This window comes from Streptosporangium sp. LJ11 (assembly GCF_051918945.1).
Lineage (GTDB): Bacteria > Actinomycetota > Actinomycetes > Streptosporangiales > Streptosporangiaceae > Streptosporangium.
In genome coordinates this window covers 142,470-165,033 of record NZ_JBPXMB010000020.1, presented here as the reverse complement: position 1 = coordinate 165,033, position 22,564 = coordinate 142,470, and the positions used below count along the sequence as shown (strand labels likewise).

General features: G+C 71.1%; 15 protein-coding genes. 7 read left to right on the top strand and 8 right to left on the bottom strand.

Annotation, left to right across the window (positions count from 1 at the left end; translation table 11 throughout):
- Positions 1–163 precede the first annotated feature (163 nt).
- From ACTOQ3_RS28160 to ACTOQ3_RS28150, 3 genes are all read left to right on the top strand, one after another.
- The gene (locus tag ACTOQ3_RS28160) at positions 164–2,296 is read left to right on the top strand and encodes an elongation factor G-like protein EF-G2 (protein ID WP_440086415.1); all 2,133 of its coding nucleotides are present in this window, start codon (positions 164–166) and stop codon (positions 2,294–2,296) included.
- Positions 2,297–2,455: 159 nt separating this feature from the next.
- Entirely contained in the window at positions 2,456–4,060 is a 1,605-nt protein-coding gene (locus tag ACTOQ3_RS28155) for a glycoside hydrolase family 10 protein (protein WP_440086414.1), read from the top strand.
- Between the two features lie 164 nt (positions 4,061–4,224).
- A complete protein-coding gene (locus tag ACTOQ3_RS28150) occupies positions 4,225–6,540 on the top strand; it encodes a hypothetical protein (RefSeq protein WP_440086413.1) in 2,316 nt (771 codons plus the stop codon).
- Here ACTOQ3_RS28150 and ACTOQ3_RS28145 read toward each other — a convergent pair.
- Positions 6,486–7,034 carry an HIT family protein gene (locus tag ACTOQ3_RS28145; RefSeq protein WP_440086412.1) on the bottom strand — a complete coding sequence of 183 codons (549 nt, stop codon included), beginning with the start codon at positions 7,032–7,034 and terminating at the stop codon, positions 6,486–6,488. The two genes, ACTOQ3_RS28150 and ACTOQ3_RS28145, sit on opposite strands and share 55 nt — an antisense overlap.
- Before the next feature lie 335 nt (positions 7,035–7,369).
- Here ACTOQ3_RS28145 and ACTOQ3_RS28140 point away from each other — a divergent pair, with 335 nt between their 5' ends.
- Positions 7,370–8,032, top strand: coding sequence for an Asp23/Gls24 family envelope stress response protein (locus ACTOQ3_RS28140; RefSeq protein WP_440086411.1), 663 nt, complete (start codon positions 7,370–7,372; stop codon positions 8,030–8,032).
- Between the two features lie 102 nt (positions 8,033–8,134).
- Here ACTOQ3_RS28140 and thrS read toward each other — a convergent pair whose 3' ends face one another.
- Together thrS and ACTOQ3_RS28130 are read right to left on the bottom strand one after the other, a co-directional pair.
- The gene (gene thrS, locus ACTOQ3_RS28135; protein WP_440086410.1) at positions 8,135–10,102 is read right to left on the bottom strand and encodes a threonine--tRNA ligase; all 1,968 of its coding nucleotides are present in this window, start codon (positions 10,100–10,102) and stop codon (positions 8,135–8,137) included.
- 68 nt (positions 10,103–10,170) lie between these two features.
- Entirely contained in the window at positions 10,171–10,776 is a 606-nt protein-coding gene (locus ACTOQ3_RS28130) for a glycoside hydrolase family 25 protein (protein WP_440086409.1), read from the bottom strand.
- A gap of 93 nt (positions 10,777–10,869) precedes the next feature.
- Here ACTOQ3_RS28130 and dapD point away from each other — a divergent pair, with 93 nt between their 5' ends.
- Together dapD and ACTOQ3_RS28120 are read left to right on the top strand one after the other, a co-directional pair.
- Positions 10,870–11,847: a 2,3,4,5-tetrahydropyridine-2,6-dicarboxylate N-succinyltransferase gene (gene dapD / locus ACTOQ3_RS28125; RefSeq protein ID WP_440086408.1), complete on the top strand. Its 978-nt coding sequence runs from the start codon at positions 10,870–10,872 to the stop codon at positions 11,845–11,847.
- A 316-nt stretch (positions 11,848–12,163) separates the two neighbouring features.
- A complete protein-coding gene (locus ACTOQ3_RS28120) occupies positions 12,164–12,781 on the top strand; it encodes a hypothetical protein (protein ID WP_440086407.1) in 618 nt (205 codons plus the stop codon).
- Between the two features lie 89 nt (positions 12,782–12,870).
- Here the strand turns inward: ACTOQ3_RS28120 and ACTOQ3_RS28115 are convergent, their stop codons facing one another.
- Positions 12,871–13,767, bottom strand: coding sequence for an LLM class F420-dependent oxidoreductase (locus tag ACTOQ3_RS28115; RefSeq protein ID WP_440086405.1), 897 nt, complete (start codon positions 13,765–13,767; stop codon positions 12,871–12,873).
- A 155-nt stretch (positions 13,768–13,922) separates the two neighbouring features.
- Positions 13,923–14,927: a zinc-dependent alcohol dehydrogenase family protein gene (locus ACTOQ3_RS28110; protein ID WP_440086404.1), complete on the bottom strand. Its 1,005-nt coding sequence runs from the start codon at positions 14,925–14,927 to the stop codon at positions 13,923–13,925.
- 87 nt (positions 14,928–15,014) lie between these two features.
- Between ACTOQ3_RS28110 and ACTOQ3_RS28105 the strand changes: the two genes are divergently transcribed.
- Entirely contained in the window at positions 15,015–15,398 is a 384-nt protein-coding gene (locus ACTOQ3_RS28105; RefSeq protein WP_440086402.1) for a winged helix-turn-helix transcriptional regulator, read from the top strand.
- A 117-nt stretch (positions 15,399–15,515) separates the two neighbouring features.
- Here the strand turns inward: ACTOQ3_RS28105 and ACTOQ3_RS28100 are convergent, their stop codons facing one another.
- The 3 genes from ACTOQ3_RS28100 to ACTOQ3_RS28090 all read right to left on the bottom strand — a co-directional run bounded on the left by ACTOQ3_RS28100 (position 15,516) and on the right by ACTOQ3_RS28090 (position 22,080).
- Entirely contained in the window at positions 15,516–16,178 is a 663-nt protein-coding gene (locus tag ACTOQ3_RS28100; RefSeq protein ID WP_440069884.1) for a potassium channel family protein, read from the bottom strand.
- Between the two features lie 137 nt (positions 16,179–16,315).
- Positions 16,316–18,217: a DNA helicase RecQ gene (gene recQ, locus ACTOQ3_RS28095; RefSeq protein ID WP_440086401.1), complete on the bottom strand. Its 1,902-nt coding sequence runs from the start codon at positions 18,215–18,217 to the stop codon at positions 16,316–16,318.
- A 260-nt stretch (positions 18,218–18,477) separates the two neighbouring features.
- Positions 18,478–22,080 carry a discoidin domain-containing protein gene (locus ACTOQ3_RS28090; RefSeq protein ID WP_440086400.1) on the bottom strand — a complete coding sequence of 1,201 codons (3,603 nt, stop codon included), beginning with the start codon at positions 22,078–22,080 and terminating at the stop codon, positions 18,478–18,480.
- Positions 22,081–22,564: the final 484 nt, after the last annotated feature.

Here is a 22,564-nt window from a genome sequence, read left to right as displayed (position 1 = left end):
AGGTCCGCCTATCGCAAGAGGATCGCCACATCCCTCTTGTGATATTCGCCACATGGGTATTTGGTGAACAGACCGAGTCCGCGCGGTGCGCGAGCTCGGCAGCGGACCCCGGGGGTGTGGCCCCACCAGGCCGCGCCCCTTCGGCAACGACGCGGGAGGCGATGTGGCGGAAAGAGCAACCGGCGGAACAGCGGGAGCCGCGGGGAGGGCACCCGCGGCCGACCAGCCGGGCATGATACGAAACGTCGTGCTGGTCGGCCATTCCGGTGCCGGGAAGACAACACTTGTGGAGGCGCTGCTGGCCGCGACACGGACCGTCCAGCGGCCCGGCAGGGTCGAGGACGGCACGACCGTCAGCGACTTCGACGAGGTCGAGGTGCGCCAGCAACGCTCGGTGAACCTGACCGTGGCCCCCGTGGTCCACAACGACATCAAGATCAATCTGCTGGACACCCCCGGTTACGCCGACTTCGTCGGCGACCTGCGCGCCGGGCTGCGCGGAGCCGACGCGGCGCTGTTCGTCGTCTCGGCCGTCGAGGGCGTGGACGGCCTGACCAGGATGCTCTGGGACGAGTGCGCGGCGGTCGGGATGCCCCGCGCGGTCGTGATCACCAAGATCGACCATCAGCGGGCGAACTTCGAGGACGCCCTCGCCGCCTGCCAGGACGCCTTCGGCGACGGCGTCTCGCCGCTGTACCTGCCGGTGGTGACCAACGGCAAGGTGAACGGCCTGATCGGCCTGCTGAGCCAGAAGTTCTACAACTACGCGACCGGCACCCGGAGCGAGAACTCCCCCGGCCCCGCCTACGCCGACCAGATCGAGGTCTACCGGGGCGCCCTGATCGAGGGCGTCATCCAGGAGAGCGAGGACGAGTCCCTGATGGACCGTTACCTCTCCGGCGAGGAGATCGACACCAAGGCCCTGATCGAGGACCTGGAGAAGGCCGTCGCGCGCGGCGGCTTCTACCCGGTGCTGGCCACGGGGACCGGCGTGGGGGCGCTGGAGGTCCTGGAGCTCGTCACCCAGGGGTTCCCCTCCCCGCCCGAGCACCCCATGCCGGAGATCATGTCGATCGACGGCCGGCCCGTCTCCGGCATCACCTGCGACCCCGACGGGCCGCTGGTCGCCGAGGTCATCAAGACCACCAGCGACCCGTACGTGGGCAGGATCAGCCTGGTACGGGTCTTCTCCGGCACGTTGCGCCCGGACATGACGGTGCACGTATCGGGACACGGCCTGTCCGACCGCGGGCACGAGGACCACGACGTGGACGAGCGCATCGGCGCGCTCTCCTCGCCGCTGGGCAAGCACCAGCGGACGACCGCCAAGTGCGTGGCCGGGGACATCGCGGCGGTGGCCAAGCTGTCGCGCGCGGAGACCGGCGACACCCTGTCGGACCGGGAGAACCCGCTGCTGATGACGGCCTGGACCATGCCGGAGCCGCTGCTGCCCGTGGCGATCCAGCCCCGGTCCAAGGCCGACGACGACAAGCTGGGCCAGGCGCTGCAGCGGCTGGTCGCCGAGGACCCGACGCTCCGGCTGGAGAACAACCCCGAGACCCGCCAGCTCGTGCTGTGGTGCATGGGCGAGGCCCACACCGACGTGCTGCTCGACCGGCTGAGCAGGCGGCACGGCGTGGAGGTGGAGAAGACCGAGCTGCGGGTGCCGCTCAGGGAGACCTTCGGCGGCAGCTGCCAGGCCCTGGGCCGCAACGTCAAGCAGACCGGCGGCCACGGCCAGTTCGCCGTCTGCCACCTGGAGGTCGAGCCCCTGCCGTCCGGCGGCGGCTTCGAGTTCGTGGACAAGATCGTCGGTGGCGTGGTGCCGCGCCAGTTCATCCCCTCGGTGGAGAAGGGGGTGCGCACCCAGATGCAGCGCGGGGTGCTCGCCGGGTACCCCATGGTGGACGTGCGGGTGACGCTGTACGACGGCAAGGCCCACTCGGTCGACTCCTCCGACATGGCGTTCCAGATCGCCGGGGCGCTCGCGCTGAAGGAGGCCGCGGCCAAGGTGCCCACGCTGCTGCTCGAACCGGTCGACGAGGTGTCCATCCTGGTCTCCGACGACCACGTCGGCGCGGTGATGTCCGACCTGTCCTCGCGCCGGGGCCGCGTGCTCGGCACGGAGCCGGTGGGCGTGGGGCGCACCCTGGTCAGGGCCGAGGTGCCCGAGCTGGAGATCACGCGATACTCGATCGATCTGAGATCCATGTCACACGGGACGGGGACGTTCCGGCGGGTCTTCCTGCGCTACGAGCCGCTTCCTTCGCATCTGATGGACAAAGTCACCAGCTGACGGGGCGGTGAGACGTGCGCCGGACGTAGCCCCGCCCCCCGCGGAGCGCGCACCGTCCGGCGCACGTCTCCCAGCATGCACACATGTAACAGAGTCATCACGAAAGGATTTCGTTTTTCCGGTCAGAGCACACCGGCGCTGGTGCCACACTGGGGAACCATGCGATACGGACGCCCTCTTCTGGCCGCTGCCGCCCTCGCCGTCCTGACCACGGGAGCCGCCTACACCTTCGGCCCCGACGCCGCGCCCGCCCGGCCGAAGGCCGCGAAGAGCTCGGCGGTCTCGGCCGAGACGGTCGACTCGACGACGGGCGCGACGACCGCCGCCTCCGCGTCGGCCCGGTGCGAGGTGGACGCGAGGTATCCCAAGCGGCAGCTGCGCGGGGTGTGGATCGCCACCGTCAAGAACATCGACTGGCCCTCGCGGACCGGTCTGTCCCCGGCCCGCCAGCGAGCCGAGTACGTCAAGATCCTCGACAACGCGGTCAAGCGGCGGTTCAACGCGGTGTTCGTCCAGGTCCGCCCCGCGTCCGACGCGCTGTACAAGTCGAACCTGGAGCCGTGGTCGCAGTATCTGACCGGTACGGCGGGCAAGGACCCCGGCTGGGACCCGATGCCCTTCCTCGTCGCCGAGGCCCACCGGCGCGGCCTGGAGTTCCACGCGTGGTTCAACCCCTACCGCGCGTCCGCCGACGGCGACCTGTCCAAGCTGCCCGCCGGGCACCCCGCCCGGCTGCACCCCGAGTGGATCGTGAAATACGGGGATCTGGCCTACTACAACCCCGGCCTTCCCGCGGTCCGCGACTATGTCACCAAGGTCGTCAAGGACGTGGTGACCCGCTACGACGTCGACGGGGTCCACTTCGACGACTACTTCTACCCCTACCCCGTCGCGGGCGCGAAGTTCGCCGACGGCGCCGCCTTCGCCAAGTACGGCAAGGGCACCAAGCTCGCCGACTGGCGCCGCGCCAACGTCAACAAGCTGATCGCGCAGGTCGACAAGACCGTGCACGAGGTCAGGAACAGCGTGAAGTTCGGCGTCAGCCCGTTCGGGATCTGGCGCAACAAGTCCGAGGACCCCACCGGCTCGGCCACCGGCGGCATGTCCGCGTACGACTCCATCTACGCCGACGCCCGCCACTGGATCAAGAAGGGCACGGTCGACTACGTCATCCCCCAGCTGTACTGGCCGCGCGGGTTCAAGATCGCCGACTACGACGTGCTGATGCCCTGGTGGGCGAACGAGGTCAAGGGCACCGGGGTGCAGCTCTACATCGGCCAGGGCCTGTACCGGGTCGGCGCCACCGATACCGCCGCCTGGACCAGGCCCGGTGAGATGTCCTCCCACCTCACGCGCAACCGCAAGTACGGGCAGGTCTCCGGCGACGTCTACTTCAGCGCCAAGCAGCTCTCCACCAACCCGCTGGGCGCGCTCGACCGCGTCGTGAAGGACCACTACGGCCGCCCGGCGCTGCTGCCGCTGATGAGGGACCGGGGCGGCCGGGCCCCGGCCAAGCCCGCCGACGTGCGGCTCCAGGGCACCTCGCTGAGCTGGAAGAGCTCCCCGGACGCCCGCTCGTACGCGGTCTACCGGATCGCCTCGGGCAGGCCGGGAGAGTGCGCCACCGCCGACGCCCGCAACCTGGTCGCGATCGTGCCCTCGGTGGCCGGCGACCGCCAGGCCTTCACCGCGGCGGGCGGCGGCACCTACCTGGTCACCGCCCTCGACCGCCTGCAGAACGAGAGCGCGCCCGCCGGGACCTGAGCCCCGCCCGGGGCTCCCCGCGCGGACGGCGAACGAGAAAGCCCCCGTGAGGACCCGGGCCCCGGGCGCGGCGGCGACCCGCCGGTCCCCCGGGCGGCTGGACCCGTGGCACGATCTTCCCCTACGGTGCCAGCACTTGGCAGGAGCTGAAGGGGAGGTCGTTCGTGAAGCGGACGCTTGTCGCGTTTGCGATGGTGCTGGGCCTGCTGTGGCCGGGGGCCGCGCACTCCGCCACGCAGGCGGACGGGCGGGTGATGCTGATCGGCGTTCCCGGCCTGCGGTGGAGTGATCTCAGCCCCACCGGCACCCCGAACCTGTGGCAGCTGGCCGGGCTGAGCGCGGTCGGATCCCTGTCGGTCCGCGCGGTGGGCAGGGTGACCTGCCCCTACGACGGATGGCTGACGGTGTCGGCCGGGGTGAGGTCCGCGGTCGGCTACGGCTGCGGGCTGCCCCCGCTGCCCGAGTCCGACCAGGCGGGCGCGATCATCCCCGACTACGGATACCTGCACGACGTCGCCGGCCAGCGCAACGCGGGCGCCCTCGGCGAGGCCGTCCACGCCGCCGGTGACTGCACGCTGGCGATCGGCCCCGGGGCCGCGCTGGCGCTGGCCGACCGCTCGGGCAGGGTCGACGTGTACGCCCCCTCCCCCGCGCAGATCCGCTCCGACGTGCTCACCAGGTGCCGGGTGATGGCCGTCGACGTCGACGACCTGATCCGGCCGTACGTGACCGGCGAGCGGCTGTCGCGGGACGAGGACCGGCTCACCGCGCAGGAACGGGCCGCGGCGCTGCGCCTGGCCGACGCCAAGGCGGGGGCGGTGCTGACCGTGCTGCCCAAGGATGTCAGCGTGCTGCTGGCGGGCCTGTCCGACCACGGCGGCAACCCGCACCTGCGGGTGGCCATGATGCGCGACGGAGACGTCTCCGGCCGCTTCCTGGGAGCGGCCTCCACCCACCGCGACGACACCACGATCCTGCCGGACATCACCGCGACGATGCTCTCCCTGACGGGGATCGCGACGCCTCCGGGCGTGATCGGGGTGCCCTGGCAGGCGAGCGAGAGGCGTACCGGCGGCACCGAGGCGGCGCGCGTCGAGCTGGACAGGGCCGACGTGGCCGGGGAAACGATCAGGAACGTGGGCGGGATCTTCTTCACCGCGGTCGCGGTGCTGCAGGTCGCCTTCTACCTGACCGCGTTCCTGCTGCTGCGCCGCAGGCGGGGGCTGACCGGCATCCGGGTGGCCGCGGTGGTGCTGGCCTCGGTGCCCGTGTCGACGTACCTGGTGAACCTCACCCCCTGGCGCCACGCGGGATCGCCGGTGCTCGCGCTGGTCGGCGGGATCGCCGGATGCGCGCTGCTGCTGGCCGCGGCGGCGCTGGCGGGGCCCTGGCGCCGGGCGCCGCTCGGGCCGCTGGCGGTGGTGGCCGGGGTGACCGCGACGGTGCTGGCGGGCGACCTGCTGACCGGGACGACCCTGCAGCTCAACAGCGTGATGGGATACAGCGCCGTGGTCGGGGCCCGCTACTACGGCCTGGGCAACATCCCGTTCGCGCTCTTCGCCACCTCGGTGCTGCTGCTGGCCGCCACGATCGCGCACCGGCTGACGCGCGGGGACCGCGCGGGCGCACCGGCCGCCACCCCGGCGGATCGGACGGCGCCCGGCGACCAGGCGGGCGGCGCCGTGGCGGACCGGACGGCGCCGGGCGACCGTGCGGGTTCGGCGGGCGACGTCGCGGCGGATCGCCCGGCGGGCGGGAGCCGCGCGAGCATCGCGGCCGCCGCCGTCGTGGCGGATCGGCCCGCGCGCGGGAGCCGCGCGAGCATCGTGGCCGCCGCCGTCGTGGCGGTGCTGGGCGGCTTCGCGATGATCCTGGGCGGCTGGCCGGGCGTGGGCAGCGACTTCGGCGGGGTGATCGCGTTCGTGCCGGGCATCGCGGTGACCGCGCTGCTGATCGCGGGCAGGCGGGTCTCGATCGTCAAGCTGGGCGCGTTCTGCGTGGCGGGCGGCGTCATCGTGATGTCCATCGCCTACCTCGACTACCTGCGCCCGCCGGGCTCGCAGACGCACCTGGGCCGCTTCGTCGGCCAGGTGTTCACCGGCGAGGCCCTTGAGGTGATCGGCCGCAAGTTCGGCGCGATGGTGGGCACGCTGCTCAGCCCCAACCTGATGCCGGTCGTGATCGCCGCGGTGGCGTTCCTCGTCTACGCGCTGCTACGCCCCGAGCAGGCGACCGCGGGGGTGCTGCCCGCCGCGTTCGCGCACTCCCCCGCCCTGCGGGCCGGGCTGATCGGCACCCTGGTCAGCGGGGTGGTCGGCATGCTGGTCAACGACTCGGGCGCCGCGGTGCTGTCCATGGCGCTGGCGCTCGCCGTGCCGCTGACGCTGTCGGCGGGCATCAAGGCCCTGGACGACGGCGCCCCGCGCTACGACGCGGGCCAGGACCCCGCGAGCAACTCCCTGGTGTCGCGCAACAACTGAGGAAGCACCCGGGTCTGGCCGACGACGGGCATGAAGTTGGTGTCGCCGCCCCACCGGGGCACCACGTGCTGGTGCAGGTGGGCGGCGATCCCGGCGCCCGCCACACCGCCCAGGTTCATGCCCACGTTGAAGCCCTGCGCGCCGCTGGCCTTGCGCAGGGCGACCAGCGCCCGCCGGGTGAAGTCGGCGAACTCGAAGGTCTCCGCCTCGTCGAGGTCCGTGTAGTCGGGCACGTGCCGGTAGGGGCAGACCATCAGGTGGCCGGAGTTGTACGGGTAGAGGTTGAGCAGCGCGAAGACCGTCTCACCCCGGGCGACGATCAGACCGTCCTCGTCGCTCATGCGGGGGATCTCGCAGAACGGGCAGCCGTCCTCGGGGCCGGAGCCGGTGGGTTTGCTGGCTCCCTTGATGTAGGCCATCCGGTGAGGAGTCCAGAGTCTCTGGAACGCGTCCGGTGTCCCCGCTCCGTGCTGCGCCTCCGGCTCGTTGCTCATGGTCGCCAGCATATTGCCACGCCGATCCCCGCGGTCTTGCGCCTCCCCCGGCGCCGCCCCGCCGCCCCGCCCGTACCGCCCACTCGGGATCCCTGCTCGCGCCCTCGCGTGCCACCGCCCGGGGCCCGGACCGCCCGGATCCGGTGCCGGTACGAATCGGGCGGCGTATGTCACACGGTATTGACGGACGAATGCGGTGAATTTCCGGCAGAATCCCCCAAGCACGATCATCGACTGCCGAGGAGTACCCCATGACCGACGTCTCCGTCGAGGAGCCGACCGAGGAGACCGCGTCCCCCGGGTCCCCAGCGTCTTCCACGTCTTCTGTGTCTTCTGTGTCTTCCGCCGAGACGGGCGGCAGGCCCACCCGCCCGTTCTCCCTGTCCCTGTCCCTGTCCGCCGCCACGGAGCCGCCGGAGCCGCCGGCGTCGCTTCCGTCGGTCCCGTCCCCCGGCGAGCCGGTCTCCTCCACGGGGGAGCCCTTCCTGGCCGTGGTCGAGGCGCTCCCCGAGCCCTCACCCGTGTCCGAGGCGCCGGACGACACGCCCCGCCCCACCCTCGCCCGGGCGGTGCCGGCGGTGTCTCCGTCGTCCCCGATCTCCTCCGCCGTGGTGAAGGGCCGGATCAAGGTGGCCGACGAGGTGGTGGAGAAGGTCGCGGCCCTCGCCACGCTGGAGGTCACGGGCGTCGCCGAGCTGGGAGGCGACGCCGCCCACGCGGTGGAGCCGATGCGCGAGCGCGCGGGCATCGCCAGGCGCGGCCCCCGGGGCGTCAACGCCCACGTGCAGGACCGTACGGCGGCCGTGGACGTGACGATCGTGGCGGAGTACGGGCACGTGGTGATGGACGTGGCCAACGAGGTCAAGACCAACGTGGCCCGGACCATCAGCCGGATGCTGGGCATGCGGGTCGTGGAGGTCAACGTCGACGTGGAGGACGTCCGCATGCCGGGCGAGACCGGCCCCGAGGCTCCCGCCGCGCCGGGAAACGACGCGTAGGACGCCGAGAGCCCCGGCGGAAGGGCCCGGAAACGACGTACGGGGGGCCGTGAAGCCCCCCGTACACCCGTGGGCGGCCTCAGCCGCCCACGGGGAGGTTCTTTAGACCTGGACCCGGCGCTCGATCGCGTCGGCGATCTCGGCGATCGCCTCGTCGACCGGCACCCCGTTCTTCTGCTCGCCGTTGCGGAAGCGGAAGGAGACCGCGCCGTTGGCGATGTCGTCGTCGCCCGCCAGGAGCATGAAGGGCACCTTGGACCGCTGCGCGTTGCGGATCTTCTTCTGCATGCGGTCGTCGGAGGCGTCGACCTCGATCCTGATGCCCCGCTCGCGAGCCTTCTTGGCCAGGTCCTGGAGATAGGGCGCGTGGGCCTCGGCGATCGGGATGCCGACCACCTGGACCGGCGCGAGCCAGGGGGGGAACGCGCCCGCGTAGTGCTCGACCAGGACGCCGAAGAAGCGCTCGATCGAGCCGAACAGCGCCCGGTGGATCATGACGGGCTGCTGCCGGGAGCCGCCGGTCGCCTGGTACTCCAGATCGAAGAGTTGCGGCAGGTTGAAGTCGAGCTGGATCGTCGACATCTGCCAGGTCCTGCCGATCGCGTCGCGGGCCTGGACGGAGATCTTCGGCCCGTAGAACGCCGCGCCGCCCGGGTCGAGCACCAGCTCCAGCTTCTCCGACTCGGCGACCTCGCGCAGGGTCTCGGTCGCCTCCTCCCAGTCCTCGTCGCTGCCGACGAACTTGACCGGGTCCTTGGTCGACAGCTCCAGGTAGAAGTCCTCGAGGCCGTAGTCGCGCAGCAGGTCGAGCACGAAGCGCAGCAGTGACTTCAGCTCGTCGCGCATCTGCTCACGGGTGCAGTAGATGTGCGCGTCGTCCTGGGTGAGGCCGCGCACCCGGGTCAGGCCGTGCACCACGCCGGACTTCTCGTAGCGGTAGACCGTCCCGAATTCGAACAACCGCAGCGGCAGCTCACGGTAGGAGCGCCCGCGCGACCTGAAGATCAGGTTGTGCATCGGGCAGTTCATCGGCTTGAGGTAGTACTTGGCCCCCTCCAGCTCCATGGGGGGGAACATGCCGTCGGCGTACCAGTCGAGGTGACCGGAGAGCTTGTAGAGCCCCTCCTTGGTGATGTGCGGGGTGTTGACGAAGGAGTATCCCGCCTCCTCGTGCCGCTTGCGCGAGTAGTCCTCCATCACGCGGCGGATCACGCCGCCCTTGGGATGGAAGACCGGCAGGCCCGAGCCCAGCTCGTCGGGGAAGGAGAACAGGTCGAGCTCGGCGCCCAGCTTGCGGTGGTCGCGCTTCTCGGCCTCCTCCAGCAGGTGGAGATACTCGTCCTGCTTCTCGCGCGACTCCCACGCGGTGCCGTAGATCCGCTGGAGCTGCGGGTTCTTCTCGCTGCCCCGCCAGTAGGCGCCGCCCGAGCGCATCAGCTTGAACGCCGGGATGGACCGGGTGGTCGGCACGTGAGGGCCGCGGCACAGGTCCTTCCAGCGCAGCTCGCCGGTCTTGGCGTCGAGGTTGTCGTAGATGGTCAGCTCGGCACCGCCCACCTCGACGCTCTCCTCGTCGGCCGCGCCGCCCTTGAGGCCGATCAGCTCCAGCTTGTACGGCTCCGAGGCGAGCTCCTCGGCGGCCTGCTCGTCGGAGACGGGCCTGCGGGAGAAGAGCTGCCCCTGCTTGACGATCTCGCGCATGCGCTTCTCGACGCGCTTGAGGTCGTCGGGGGTGAACGGCTCCTTGACGTCGAAGTCGTAGTAGAAACCGTTCTCGACCGGCGGGCCGATGCCCAGCCTGGCCTCGGGGAAGATCTCCTGGACGGCCTGGGCCATGACGTGCGCGGTGGAGTGGCGGACGATGGCGCGCCCGTCGGGGCTGCCCGCGGGGACCGGCTCGATCACGTCGCCCTCGGCCACCGGGGCCGCGAGGTCCTTCAGCTCGCCGTTGGCGCGGGCGGCGACCACCGAGCGGCCGTCCGCCTCCAGCGCCTCCCCGTACGTCGTGCCTCCCGCCACCACACGCACGGCTCCGGCGAGGGTGATACGAAGTTCTGGCACGGCGGACACGGTTGCTCCCTGGGAGACGTCGATGGATGGTCTGAAACCGATGCTACCGGTGTCGGCAACGCGATTTCTCAGGCCTTGCGGCTCCGGCGGTAGCCCAGGGAGGTCAGCTCGGCCCGGGTGCCGCGGAAGACGTTGCGATCGACGGGTTTGTTCGAGTGCTGGTGGATCGTCCACTTGTTCCACGGCCTCGGCACCTCCGGCCGGCCCCGGGGGTGGTCGGGCGCGGCGATCCACAGCGGGTAGGGCTCCAGCCCGGCGCAGTTGCCGTTGCGCGCGAACGACAGGAACGTGTAGATCACCGGCCTGACCCCCGACAGCGCGACGATCGCCTGGCACCAGCTGCGGGCGAAGCGCGCCACCCGGGGCGCCGGGAGGTGGTCGTCGGTCTCCAGGTCGAGCGCGAGCAGGTCCCCCCGGCGCAGCCCACCGGCCCGCTGCACGATCCGCAGGAAGTGCACCGCCTGCGCCTCGGGGTCTCCGGCGGGGCGGGCGAAGTGGTAGGCGCCGCAGACGATCCAGCTCTCGCGCATGCCGTTCCAGTTGGTGCCGAACCACTTGTCGGTGAAGGTGCTCCCCTCGCTCGCCTTGGCGAAGGCGAAGGAGACCCCGCCCCTCGCGTACGCGCCCCAGTTCACGGCGCCCTGCCAGTTCGACACGTCGATCCCCTGCAACATGGCGGCCACGCTAGCCAGCGGGCACCGCGGGCACACGCCCGACGCTCCCTCGGCGTGCTGCCATTGCGGCTGCTTTGGCTAGGCTTGGTCGGCGTGAACGCAGCAGCCCAGATCTCCGGCGCGCACGCGGCCGGCATCGCGACCATCACCACCGGCGGAACCGTGCTCGACACGTGGTTCCCGTCCCCACAGCTGGGCGAGCCCTCCTCACCGGGCACCAGGCGGCTGACCGAACAGGAGGCGGTCGAGGAGCTCGGTTCCGGGGTCGCCGCGCTGCTCGGTCCCGACGAGGACCGCGGCGTGGAGGTGGTCGCGGTACGCACCGGCATCACCAAGCTGTCGGAGGCGCCGGCCGACGCCCACGACGCCTACCTGCGCCTGCACCTGCTGTCGGCGCGCCTCGTCCAGCCGCACGGCCAGAACCTGGACGGGCTGTTCGGCCTGCTCAGCAACGTGGTGTGGACCAACCACGGCCCGTGCGCCGTCGAGGGCTTCGAGGAGGTGCGACTCCGCCTGCGCACCCGAGGGCAGGTGACCGTCTACGGCGTGGACAAGTTCCCCCGGATGGTCGACTACGTGGTGCCCACCGGGGTCCGGATCGCCGAGGCCGACCGGGTCCGCCTCGGCGCGCACCTGGCGAGCGGCACGACCGTGATGCACGAGGGCTTCGTCAACTTCAACGCCGGGACGCTCGGCACCTCCATGGTCGAGGGCCGTATCTCGGCGGGCGTCGTCGTGGGCGACGGCTCGGACGTCGGCGGCGGCGCCTCGATCATGGGCACCCTGTCCGGCGGCGGCAAGCAGGTCATCTCCATCGGACGGCGCTGCCTGCTGGGCGCCAACAGCGGCGTCGGCATCTCCCTGGGCGACGACTGCGTCGTGGAGGCGGGCCTGTACGTCACCGCCGGGACCAAGGTGGCCCTGCCCGAGGGGCGGGTGGTCAAGGCGGCCGAGCTCTCCGGCGCCTCCGGCCTGCTGTTCCGCCGCAACTCCACCTCGGGCGCGGTCGAGGCCGTGCCCCGCCGGGGGACGGGCGTGGAGCTCAACAGCACCCTGCACGCCAACGACTGACCATCCCGGCCCACCCGGGAGCGCATCCGTGAGCGCGGTCCGCCGTCCTCGCGGGTGCGCCGGGTCGCTCTCCGGAGCGCTTGTCCGGGGCGCTGCCGGTCACTGTCCGGGGCACCGGGGACACCCGGGGACACCGTCGCGACCGCCCGCGCGCCCCTGAGGCGGTAGGGGCCCGTGGATGTTCGTTCTCGGACCCCTCAGCTGACAGGGTGGCCTCACGGGCCCCAGAGGTCCCACAGGCCTCATGTCGACGCGGGCGGGCCGGCCCCCTCACCGGCAAGCCCGGGAGCGGGGTCTCCGCGCTGGAAGGATTGAGATGACCGGTCAGGAGACGGCGGGCGACGGCGAGAGCACCGCGGGGGCGGCGGCCCGGTGGGTGACCGGGCTGTTCGCGCCGCAGGTGCTGGTCATCGGGCTGCCCCCGCTCGTCGGGCTGATGGCCGACGGCTGGCCCGGCGCGGTCTGGGGCCTGGTGGCCTCGGCCCTGTGCGGCGGGATCCCGGCCCTGGTGATCCTGAACGGGGTCCGTTCCGGGCGCCTCGACTCCCATCACCTGGTCGACCGGGCGAGCCGTACGGTTCCGCTGCTGGTGGCGGTCGCCTCGGTGGTCGTCGCGCTGACGCTGCTGATCCTGCTGGGCGCTCCCCGGCTTCTGGTGGCCACCGTGACCGCGATGCTGGCCGCGCTCGCGGTGACGGTCCCGATCACCCTCCGGTGGAAGATCTCCTTCCACGCGGCCGTGTCGGCGGGCACCGTGGTGGTGCTGGCCCACGTGCTGCCCGCCGTGCCCACGCTGGTCGCGGGCGCGCTGGTCGTGGCGATGGTGTGCTGGGCGCGGGTCAGGCTCACCCACCACACGCCCGCCCAGGTCGCCGCCGGGGCCGTCACCGGCGCGGGGACGGCCTGGGCGGCCCTGAGCGCCTTCGGCGTCTGAGCGGGGCGGGCCCTCCCTCGGAGGAGCGGGCCATCGCGCGGCGAGGATCCGCGGACGCGGCGGCAGAGCCCTCAGAGGCGGCAGGACCCTCAGAGAAGGCTCTTGAGGAACTCCCTCGTCCGGGTGCCCCGGGAGAACTCGGCGGCGACGAAGTCGGTGACCCCGGCCTTGGCGAGCGTCTCGATCCGCGCCGACACCTCGTCCTCGTCGCCGATGATCGCCACGTCCGCCGGGCCCTCGGCACCCTCCCTGTCGAGCATCGCCCGGTACGACGGCAGCTGACCGTAGATCTCGAACCGCTCGGCGGCCAGCGCCCTGGCCGCCTCGGCGTCGTCGGTGACGCAGACGGGCAGCGCGCACACGATCCTCGGCCCGGGCCGCCCGGCGGCCCGGGCGGCCTCGGTGACGGCGGGCGCCACGTGCTCGGCCACCGTCCTGGCACCGGTCATCCACAGCACGGTGCCGTCGGCCACCTCCCCGGCCAGTTTGAGCATCCTCGGGGCGAGGGCGGCGATGAGCACGGGCATGTCCCTCGGCCCCGGCGTGTTCAGCCCCAGCCGTCCCGTGAGGGTCTCCCCCTCGAAGGCCGCGTTCTCCCCGCGTACGAGCGGCATCAGGATCGACAGGTACTCGCGCATGTGGCGGGCGGGCCGCTCGAAGCTCATGCCGTACATGCCCTCGATCACGATCTGGTGCGAGAGCCCGATGCCGAGGGCGAGCCGCCCGTCGAGGGCGGCGTTGACGGTGAGCGCCTGCTGGGCGAGGGCCGCCGGGTGGCGCGGGTAGGTCGGGACGACGGCGGTGCCGAGCTCGATCCCGGGCACCTGGCTTCCGGCCACGGCGAGCGCGGTCAGGGTGTCGAGGTCGAACGTGTGGGACATCCAGACGGAGGAGAAGCCGTCATCGGCCCCGCGGGCGATCCGCTCCCGCAGGTCGCCGAACGCGTCCGGTTTCTGGGAGCCGCTGAGGAACAGTCCGAATCGCATCGCTACCGAACTCCATTCTAGTAATGTCCGCCCAGTCTATTACTCCGGCGACAAGTTGTGATCAGCTGATTTCGGTGATCGGTCGGCGCCGGACGCGGCCGGTGTGAGCTCTTGCCCGGCGGGTTCGTCGCCGGGTCGACCGACACACCAAAAGATCACGATCTGTCGCCGGAGTCCTGGACCGTGACGACGATCTTCTTCCCGGCGTGGAGCCCTTTCTCGAGGTGGCGGTGTGCCTCGACGACGTCGTCGAGGGCGAACACCCTGTCGATGGCGGGCCGCAGCGCACCGAGGCGTACACCGGCGTTCAGGAAGGCCGCCATGCGCTTCACCACGACGGCGTCGAGGGTGTGCTCGAAGCTTCGGTAGCCGAAGATCGTGAGCGGCGTGCCTCCCGGGAAGGGGGTGGGCCGAGGGTCCAGGAAGCCCGCGGCGACCAGTGTTCCGCCGGGGCGGGCCGCCTTCAGGAGATCCTGCTGGCCGGGGCCCATGACAACGTCGAGGACGATGTCGGCGCCGGTCCCGCCGGTGTGGTGGCGGACGGCTTCGACGACGTCCATCTGGTCGGTGGCGATGACCGCGGCCGCGCCGGCGGCGAGCAGGTCGTCCTTCTTCGCGGTGTGCCGGGTGACGGCGATGGGCACGGCGCCGATCTGGTTGGCGATCTGCATCGCCGCCCGGCCGACGCCGCCGGACGCGGCGGTGATGAGAACGTGGTCGCCGGGCCGCATCCTCGCCTTCTCGACGAGCGCGCCGTAGGCGGTGGAGTACGCGACCCAGATCGCCGCCGCCTCCGTGACTCCGAGCCCGGCCGGCCGGGCGACGACCCGGCTCGCGGGGACCGTGGTGTGTTCGGCGTAGCTGCCCCTGACGCTCGCGTCCGGAATGGCCGTGAGGATGACCGGATCTCCGATCTCCAGCCCGGTGGTCTCGGGGCCCAGCGCGTCGACGACGCCGGTTCCTTCGACGCCGAGGCGAGCGTGCGGCAGGGGGACGGTTGCGGGCAAGGCGCCGGAACGCATCATCTGGTCGAGCGGGTTGACGGCGAACGCTTCGATCCTGACCCGTACCTCGCCGGCCGCGGGCTCGACGACCGGTTCCTCGACGACGTGCATGACATCCGGCCCGCCGAACTCGTCGAAGACGACGACTCGTGACATGGTGACTCCTCCGCGTCCGGTGCTGGTTTCGTTGCTCGCGGAAGACGTTACGGAGTCGTGGGTTACCTCCTGGTACCTTCGATTCTCATGCAGAACGCGGCTGGACCAGCCTTCCTCGCCGACTGCCCCACGCGCCTGGCGGTCGACATCATCTCCGACAAATGGGCCGTGCTCGTGCTCTTCGGGCTCAGCCATGAGCCTCGCAGGCACGGTGAGCTCGTCGACCTCATCGGCGGCGTCTCGCGCAAGGTCCTCACCCAGACGCTGCGCCGGCTCCAGCGGTACGGCCTGGTCGAACGCCATGCCGAAGCGCCACGGCGGGTCGAGTACAGCCTCACCGACCTCGGCCGGACCCTCGTCGAGCCCATCGAGGTCCTGACGAACTGGGCGAGGGACCACGGCGGGGCCATCGTCGATTTCCAGGAGGCCGCGGAAGCCACCGCCTCCGCTCGGGCTCGCGCGGCGGGTTGACCCTGGCGACGGGCGGCCTCGCCGACGGGGCGACGGCCGCCGGTATCACGGGGGAACACGACGGGAAGGCCCGAGAGCACGGCGGGGCCGGGCGGGGCCGGGCGGGGCCGGAAAGGCTCAGGGCAGCTCGGTGAACCGCTCCACCTGCTCGATCTTGCCCGCGATGACGATCACGTCCCCGTACCCCAGCACGGTTCCGGCGTCGGCGTAGGTGAACTCGTCGTACTGGCCCTTCACGCACACCACGGTCACGCCGTACTTGCGCCGCAGGTTGGACTCACCCAGGGGCACGCCGACGTACTCGCGGGGCGGGCGGGTCTTGACCACCGCGTAGTCGCCGTCCACCTCCATGTAGTCGAGCATCCGCCCGTTGAGCAGGTGGGCGAGCCGCTCCCCCATGTCGTGCTCGGGGAGGATCACGTGGTGGGCGCCGACCCGCTCCAGGATGCGGCCGTGCTCGCGGCTGACCGCCTTGGCCCAGACGTCCTCGATCTCCAGCTCGACGAGCAGGGACGTGGTGAGGATGCTGGACTCCAGGTCGGTGCCGATGGCGACCACCGCCCGGTAGAAGTCGGGCACCCCCATCTGCCGCAGCGCCTCGATGTCGGTGGAGTCGGCGACGACGACGTGGGTGAGCTTTCCCGCCAGGCTCTGCACCACCTTGGGGCGGCTGTCGATGGCCAGCACCTCGGTACCCCTGCGGAACAGCTCGACAGCCAGGGAGCTGCCGAAACGGCCGAGCCCGACGACCACCACCGGATCGTTCCTTCTGTCAGCCAACGATCGTCCTCTTTCGGGAGTCCGCAGTCACGGGGGGATCCGCCAACGCGAGAAGCCCGGAGGCGGACGACAGCCTCCAGGCTCCTATATGCGTCTCACTGCGCGAGCCATCAGGCCCGAATTCGCCTGATTCTACCTCAGGGGAACTCCAGAAGGGCTTCCTCTCCGCCACCGGGTTCCCGGCCGGATCCCGCGAGGGTGTCGAGGACCTGCTGACCGTACTTGGCCAGCTTGTTCTCCCCGATCCCGCTGATCGCGCCCAGCTCGGTCAGCGACGAGGGAGCCCTGGTCGCGATCTCGCGCAGGGTCGCGTCGTGGAAGATCACGTACGCGGGCACGCCCTGCTCCTTCGCCGTGGCTCCACGCCAGGCGCGCAGCAGCTCGAACACCGGCATCGCCTCCTCCGGCATCTCGACGGGCTCGGCCCGGCGCGAGGTGGAGGACGCCGACGACGTGGAGCCTCTGGCCGCCCTGGACGCCTTCTCCGGCTCGCGCCGCAGCGGGACCTGGCGTTTGCGGCCCAGAACCTCCGCGCTCGCCTCGGTCAGCACGAGCGTGCCGTAGTCGCCCTCGACGGCGAGCAGCCCCTGGGCCAGCAGCTGGCGCACCACGCCGCGCCACTCGGCCTCGCTCAGCTCCGTGCCGATGCCGAACACCGTCAGGCCGTCGTGGTCGTGCTGGATGACCTTGGCCGTCTTCTTGCCGAGGAGGATGTCGATGATCTGGCCGGCGCCGAACTTCTGGCGGCGCTCGCGCATGAGCCGGAACACGGTCGACAGGACCTTCTGCGCGGCGACCGTGCCGTCCCACGACTCCGGCGGCGACAGGCAGGTGTCGCAGTTGCCGCAGGCGGTGCCCTGCTGGCCGAAGTAGGCGAGCAGCCGCGCACGGCGGCACTCGACCGCCTCGCACAGGGCGAGCATGGCGTCCAGGTGGGCGGCGAGGCGGCGGCGGTGGGCGTCGTCGCCCTCGGAGGTGTCGATCATCTTGCGCTGCTGCACGACGTCCTGGAGGCCGTAGGCGAGCCACGCGGTGGAGGGCAGGCCGTCACGCCCGGCCCTGCCGGTCTCCTGGTAGTAGCCCTCGACGGACTTGGGCAGGTCGAGGTGGGCGACGAAGCGCACGTCGGGCTTGTCGATCCCCATGCCGAACGCGATGGTGGCGACCATGACGAGGCCGTCCTCGCGCAGGAAGCGCGCCTGGTTGGCCGCGCGGACGCGGGCGTCGAGCCCCGCGTGGTAGGGCAGCGCCTCGATGCCGTTCTGCACCAGGAACTCGGCGATCTTCTCGACCGAGTTGCGGGACAGGCAGTAGACGATGCCCGCGTCCCCGGCGTGCTCGGTGCGCAGCAGCTCCAGCAGCTGCCGCTTGGGCTCGTTCTTGGGGGCGATGCGGTACTGGATGTTGGGGCGGTCGAAGCTCGCCACGAAGTGGCGGGCCCCCTCCAGGTTCAGGCGGGAGGCGATCTCGGCGTGGGTGGCCTCGGTGGCCGTCGCGGTCAGCGCGATGCGCGGCACGTCCGGCCAGCGCTCGTGCAGCGCGGACAGGGCGAGGTAGTCGGGCCGGAAGTCGTGCCCCCACTGGGCCACGCAGTGCGCCTCGTCGATGGCGAACAGCGAGATCACCCCGCTGTCGAGCAGGCGCAGCGTGGCGTCGACCCGCAGGCGCTCCGGCGCCAGGTAGAGCAGGTCCAGTTCGCCGGACAGGAAGGCCGACTCGACGGCTCGGCGCTCCTCGAAGTCCTGGGTGGAGTTGAGGAACCCGGCCCGCACGCCGAGCGCGGTCAGGGCGTCGACCTGGTCCTGCATGAGCGCGATGAGCGGCGAGATCACCACTCCGGTGCCCTTCCGCACGAGGGCCGGGATCTGGTAGCACAGCGACTTGCCGCCGCCGGTCGGCATGAGCACGAGGGCGTCGCCGCCGGACACGACGTGCTCGATGATCTCCTGCTGGCCCGCCCGGAACGAGTCGTAGCCGAAGACGCGCTGCAGGACCCGCGACGCGTCGCTCACCTCGGGGCCGTTCTCGGGGGAAGCCATCGGGACATTGTACGAGGATCTTCTCGCTGGTCGGCGGCAAACAGGCAGGAAGCACGGACGTCGCCCGAGGCTGCCCGGGGCTGCCCGGCGCCGTGCGGGACCCGGACACCGGTGTCCGGCGGGGCCGTGCGGGACCGTGCGGAGCCCGGGCACCCACGCCTGACGGGGGACCGAACGGGAGAAGTGCCGCCGGGAGGGTCGGACCTCCCGGCGGCACCGGCACCGCGGTTCTCCCGCGGTCCTCCTACGAGATCACATGATCACGGGTTGACGTTGATCGTGAAGGTCGACGTCGTGTTCTTGATGTTCTGGAAGTTGTTGCTCATCTGGAGGTTGTTGAACGTGGCCGAGCCGACCGCCGGGCCCTGACCGGGCTCGGGCATCTCGTTGGCCCAGATGGCCCAGCCGGACTTGGCGTCGAAGGCGTCGCCGCTCTTCCTCGCACCGGTGATCGAGACGTTCGTGAAGATCGTGTCGGTGACCGGGTTCTGCGGCTGGCCTCCGGAGTAGTTGGTCTGGAACATGATGCCGCCGTAGGTCGGGTCCACGATGTCCACGTTGTTCACGCGGATGCCCTGGAAGACCTTGGAGGCGGAGAAGACCCAGATCGCCGGGAAGACCTGCTGTCCCCAGAAGTGACCGCCGGCCCGGACGATCGAGATGTTCTCGAACCTGGTGGGCGGGCTGGCGCCGAAGCCGTTCATCGGGTAGCCGAAGTCCAGCGAGCTGATCGTGATGCCGGAGTAGACCAGCGTGTCGGCGATGTAGATGTTCCTGAAGACGTTGTCGTACCCGCCGTAGACCGCGACGCCCGCGGCCCGCCAGGTCAGGATGGACGTCAGGTTCTCGTAGACGTTGCCCTTCATGTCGGCGCCGCCGGCGTCGATGGCCGAGAACAGCGCGAAGCTGTCGTCACCGGTGGCGCGGGCCTCGTTGTTGCTGACGAGGTTGTCCGTGCTGCCGTTGGTCATGTTGATGCCGTCGGCGAACATGTTGCGGATGCGGGAGTTCTTGATCGTCACCCGGTCGGTGTTGGCGCCCCAGTAGAGGCAGACCATGTGCTCGTTCCAGATGTTGTCGATCACCACGTCGGCGACGTTGGCGAAGTCGAACACCTTGCCCGGACCGTCGATGCGCGAGGTGTAGTTGCCGAAGTAGGCGAAGTTCGCGAAGGACGAGCCGTTCGCGCTGGCCTCGGCGCGGAAGCCGACGTCGGTGTTGTCCTGGCTGTCGGGCGCCCGGAACTGGGTGTACCAGGGGCCGGCGCCGACCACCTTGACGGCCTTGCCGTAGACCTGGAACTTGCTGGACGTCTGGTAGGTGCCCGCCGGCAGGTAGACGCCGACCAGGTTGCCGGTGTTGTCCATCCGCACCCGGTCAAGGGCGTTCTGCACGTCCTGGTGGGTGAAGCCGGCGGGGGTCGTGTACCTGGCGGGGTCGGGGTTCGCGATCGGCGAGACCTGCTCGGTGTTGATGAAGTCGATCGCGTACGTCGTGCTGTTGGCGGGGTCCTTCTGAAGCCTGATCTTGCTGCCGGCCGGGACGGTGGTCCCGAGCATGACGTTGGCCTCGTCGTAGATGTGACGCGGGCCGCCGGAGCCGGGCGAGTTGTTGGGACCGGCCTCGGGGCCGTACAGCCAGGCGTACCTGGACGTCAGGTTGATGGGCTTGAGGAAGGTGCCGTTGACGTAGACGTTCAGCGTCGAGTTGATGCCGCCGCCGCCCGGGGCGTCAGGGATGGAGAAGCGGGTGACCAGGGTGTTGGTGCTGGCCTTGGTGGTGAACTCGACGTAGCTGCCCGTGCTGTTCAGCGTCACGGCCCTGCGGCCGGACGCCTCACCCGCCACGTGGCCGATCTCGCGGTTGGGGCCGACCACGGCCGCCCCGCCGCCGACGACGGCGTCCTCGGCCTCGTACATGTCGTACGGCATGTTGGCGCCGCGGCCGACGAAGAACGGCTGGGTGCTGGTGTTGTTGGCCCGCTTGACCGGGAGCTCGTTGGCGTCGTCGGCGAGGACCGTCCTGACGGTGAACTTGCCGTTGACCGCCGTCCAGGTGCCCAGGTTCACCGGGCCGGTGGTGGCACCCGGCGCGATCACGCCGCTGTGGGAGCCGGTCAGGGTGCGGACGACGGTGCCCGCCTCGTTGAGGACGTTCAGCGTGATGCCGTGGGCGCCGCTCGCGGAGGCCACGGTGCCCTGGTTCCTGATCGCCACGGAGAAGGTGACGACGGCGCCGTTGGACGGGTTGCCGGGGGTCCAGCTGGTGGTGGCGACCAGGTCGGAGGTGTCGACCGGCCTGACCACGAGCGGGGCGGAGGCCGCGAAGGTGTTGTTGGACTCGTTCTGCTCGATGACGCCGTTGTCCTCGTCGACCTTGGCGCTCAGCGGGTAGCTGCCCGCGTCACGGGGTCCGGCGTTGGCGGTCACCGTGGCGGACGCTCCGGCGGCCAGCGCGCCGACCGAGGCGGTGCCGACCTTGGTGGTGCCCAGGTAGAAGTTGACGTTCGTCGCACCGGAGGCCGCCGAGCCGGCGTTGCGCACCGTGGCCGAGAGCGTGACGGAGTCGGTCTCGACGGGGGACGCGGGGGACGCGGTCAGAGCGGTGACCGTCAGGTCCGGGTTCGGCGCCGGGGTGCCGATGATCTGGAACTCGGCGATCTGACCGGCGGGGGCACCGGTGTTCGAGGTGATCCTGAGCTGGACGTCGGCGTAGGCGCCGCTGACCGGGATCGTCACCGTGTTGCCGGAGGCGGGGTCGAAGGTGTGGTTCGCCGCCGCGGCCAGGCTGGTGAAGGTGCTCGAGCTCTGCGCCCGCCCGAGGACCTGGATGTTCTGCGTGCGCGTTCCCCAGACGCTGTCGGGGTTCAGCTTCAGCACGACCGAGCTGAGGGTGGCGTTCGCCCCGAGGCCGACGGTCAGCGTGTTGGGGTAGCTGCCGCCGTTGCCCTCCCAGTAGGTCGCCGTGTTGTTGTCGTTGGCGTTGCCCGCCACGAAGGTGAAGACCGAGGAGGAGGCGGTGATCGCCTTGCCGACGGCCAGGTTCGACCCGGGCGGGGTGCTGCCCTGGCGGGTGACGGTGTTGCTGTTGCCGGACTGGTTGCCCGCGGCGTCCTTGGCCTTGACGTAGTAGGACACCGTCGCGGTGGCCGGCTGGGTGTCGGTGTAGGTCAGGACGTTGCCCGCCACGCTGCCGCGCAGGGCGTTGTTGGCGTAGACGTCGTAACCGGTCACGCCGACGGTGTCGGTCGAGGCGTTCCAGGTCAGCCTGATCTGGCCCGAGCCCGGCTCGGTGTAGGCCAGGTTCGACGGTGTGCTCGGCGGCGTCGTGTCACCGCCGCCGGTGGGGCCGTACACCTCGAACTCGGAGATCTGACCGGCGGGCCAGCCCGTGTTGGCGGTGAGGTTCAGCCGCAGGTAGCGGGCACTGGTCGCGGCGAAGTTGATCGTCACCGTGTTGCCGGTCGCCGGGTTGAAGGTGTAGCCGGCGGAGCCCACGACGGTCGTGGTGGGCGTGGCGCTCGTGCCCGCCAGCACCGACAGCGTCTGCGTCCTGGTCTCCCAGGCTGTCGCGGGCGGCAGCTTCAGGACGACCTGGTTGACGCTGGCCGCGGCTCCGAGGTCCACCTGCACCCACTGCGGGAAGGCGTTGTTGCTGCTCTCCCAGTAGGTGGTGGCGTTGCCGTCGGTGACGTTGCCCGCACCGTAGGGGGCGTTGACACTGCTGGACGAGGCTGACTTGCCCGCCGCCAGGTTGGGGCCGGCGGCCGCCGAGGCCGGTGCGACGACCGCCCCGGCCAGAGCGAGCAGGCTGGTCGCGGCCATCGCCGCCATCAGCCGTAACGCCAGGTACTGCTTTCTCATTGCGTTCCTCTATCTCTCGTCTGGAACGACAGGGTCGGGAGAGAGGCCGTGGCCTCCGTCACGCGACGCGCTCGGCACCCGGGAGTGCCTCGCCCACGAGGCGCGGATCCCCGGCCCGCTTCTTCCGGGTCCCCGGAATCCGGCGGGCGGGCCGGCCGGGTGGTCTGTGCGGGCCGATCCGCGGGCCGTGCCTCGTTCGTCGCTGGGGGGTGCTGGTCGCCGTGTGCGCCGGTGTTCCTCCTGTGGGGACGACCGGCGGGACGAGCGATGGGTGAACGTCGGATCTGATCGGACCTGGTCGGGTCTGTCGGCGGGCCCCGGGCGGGAGACGTCCGGAACCACGGGACCCCTGACCGGCTGCAGCGGCGGCGCGGGACGCTCTGCCGGGCGCGGGCCGTGACGGCCCTGCCGTCGGCCACGGGTCAGCGTCGGCGCGGGGGCAACGAGTGTCGCAGAGTGTCGCAACCGGGGCCGCCATGGCGGC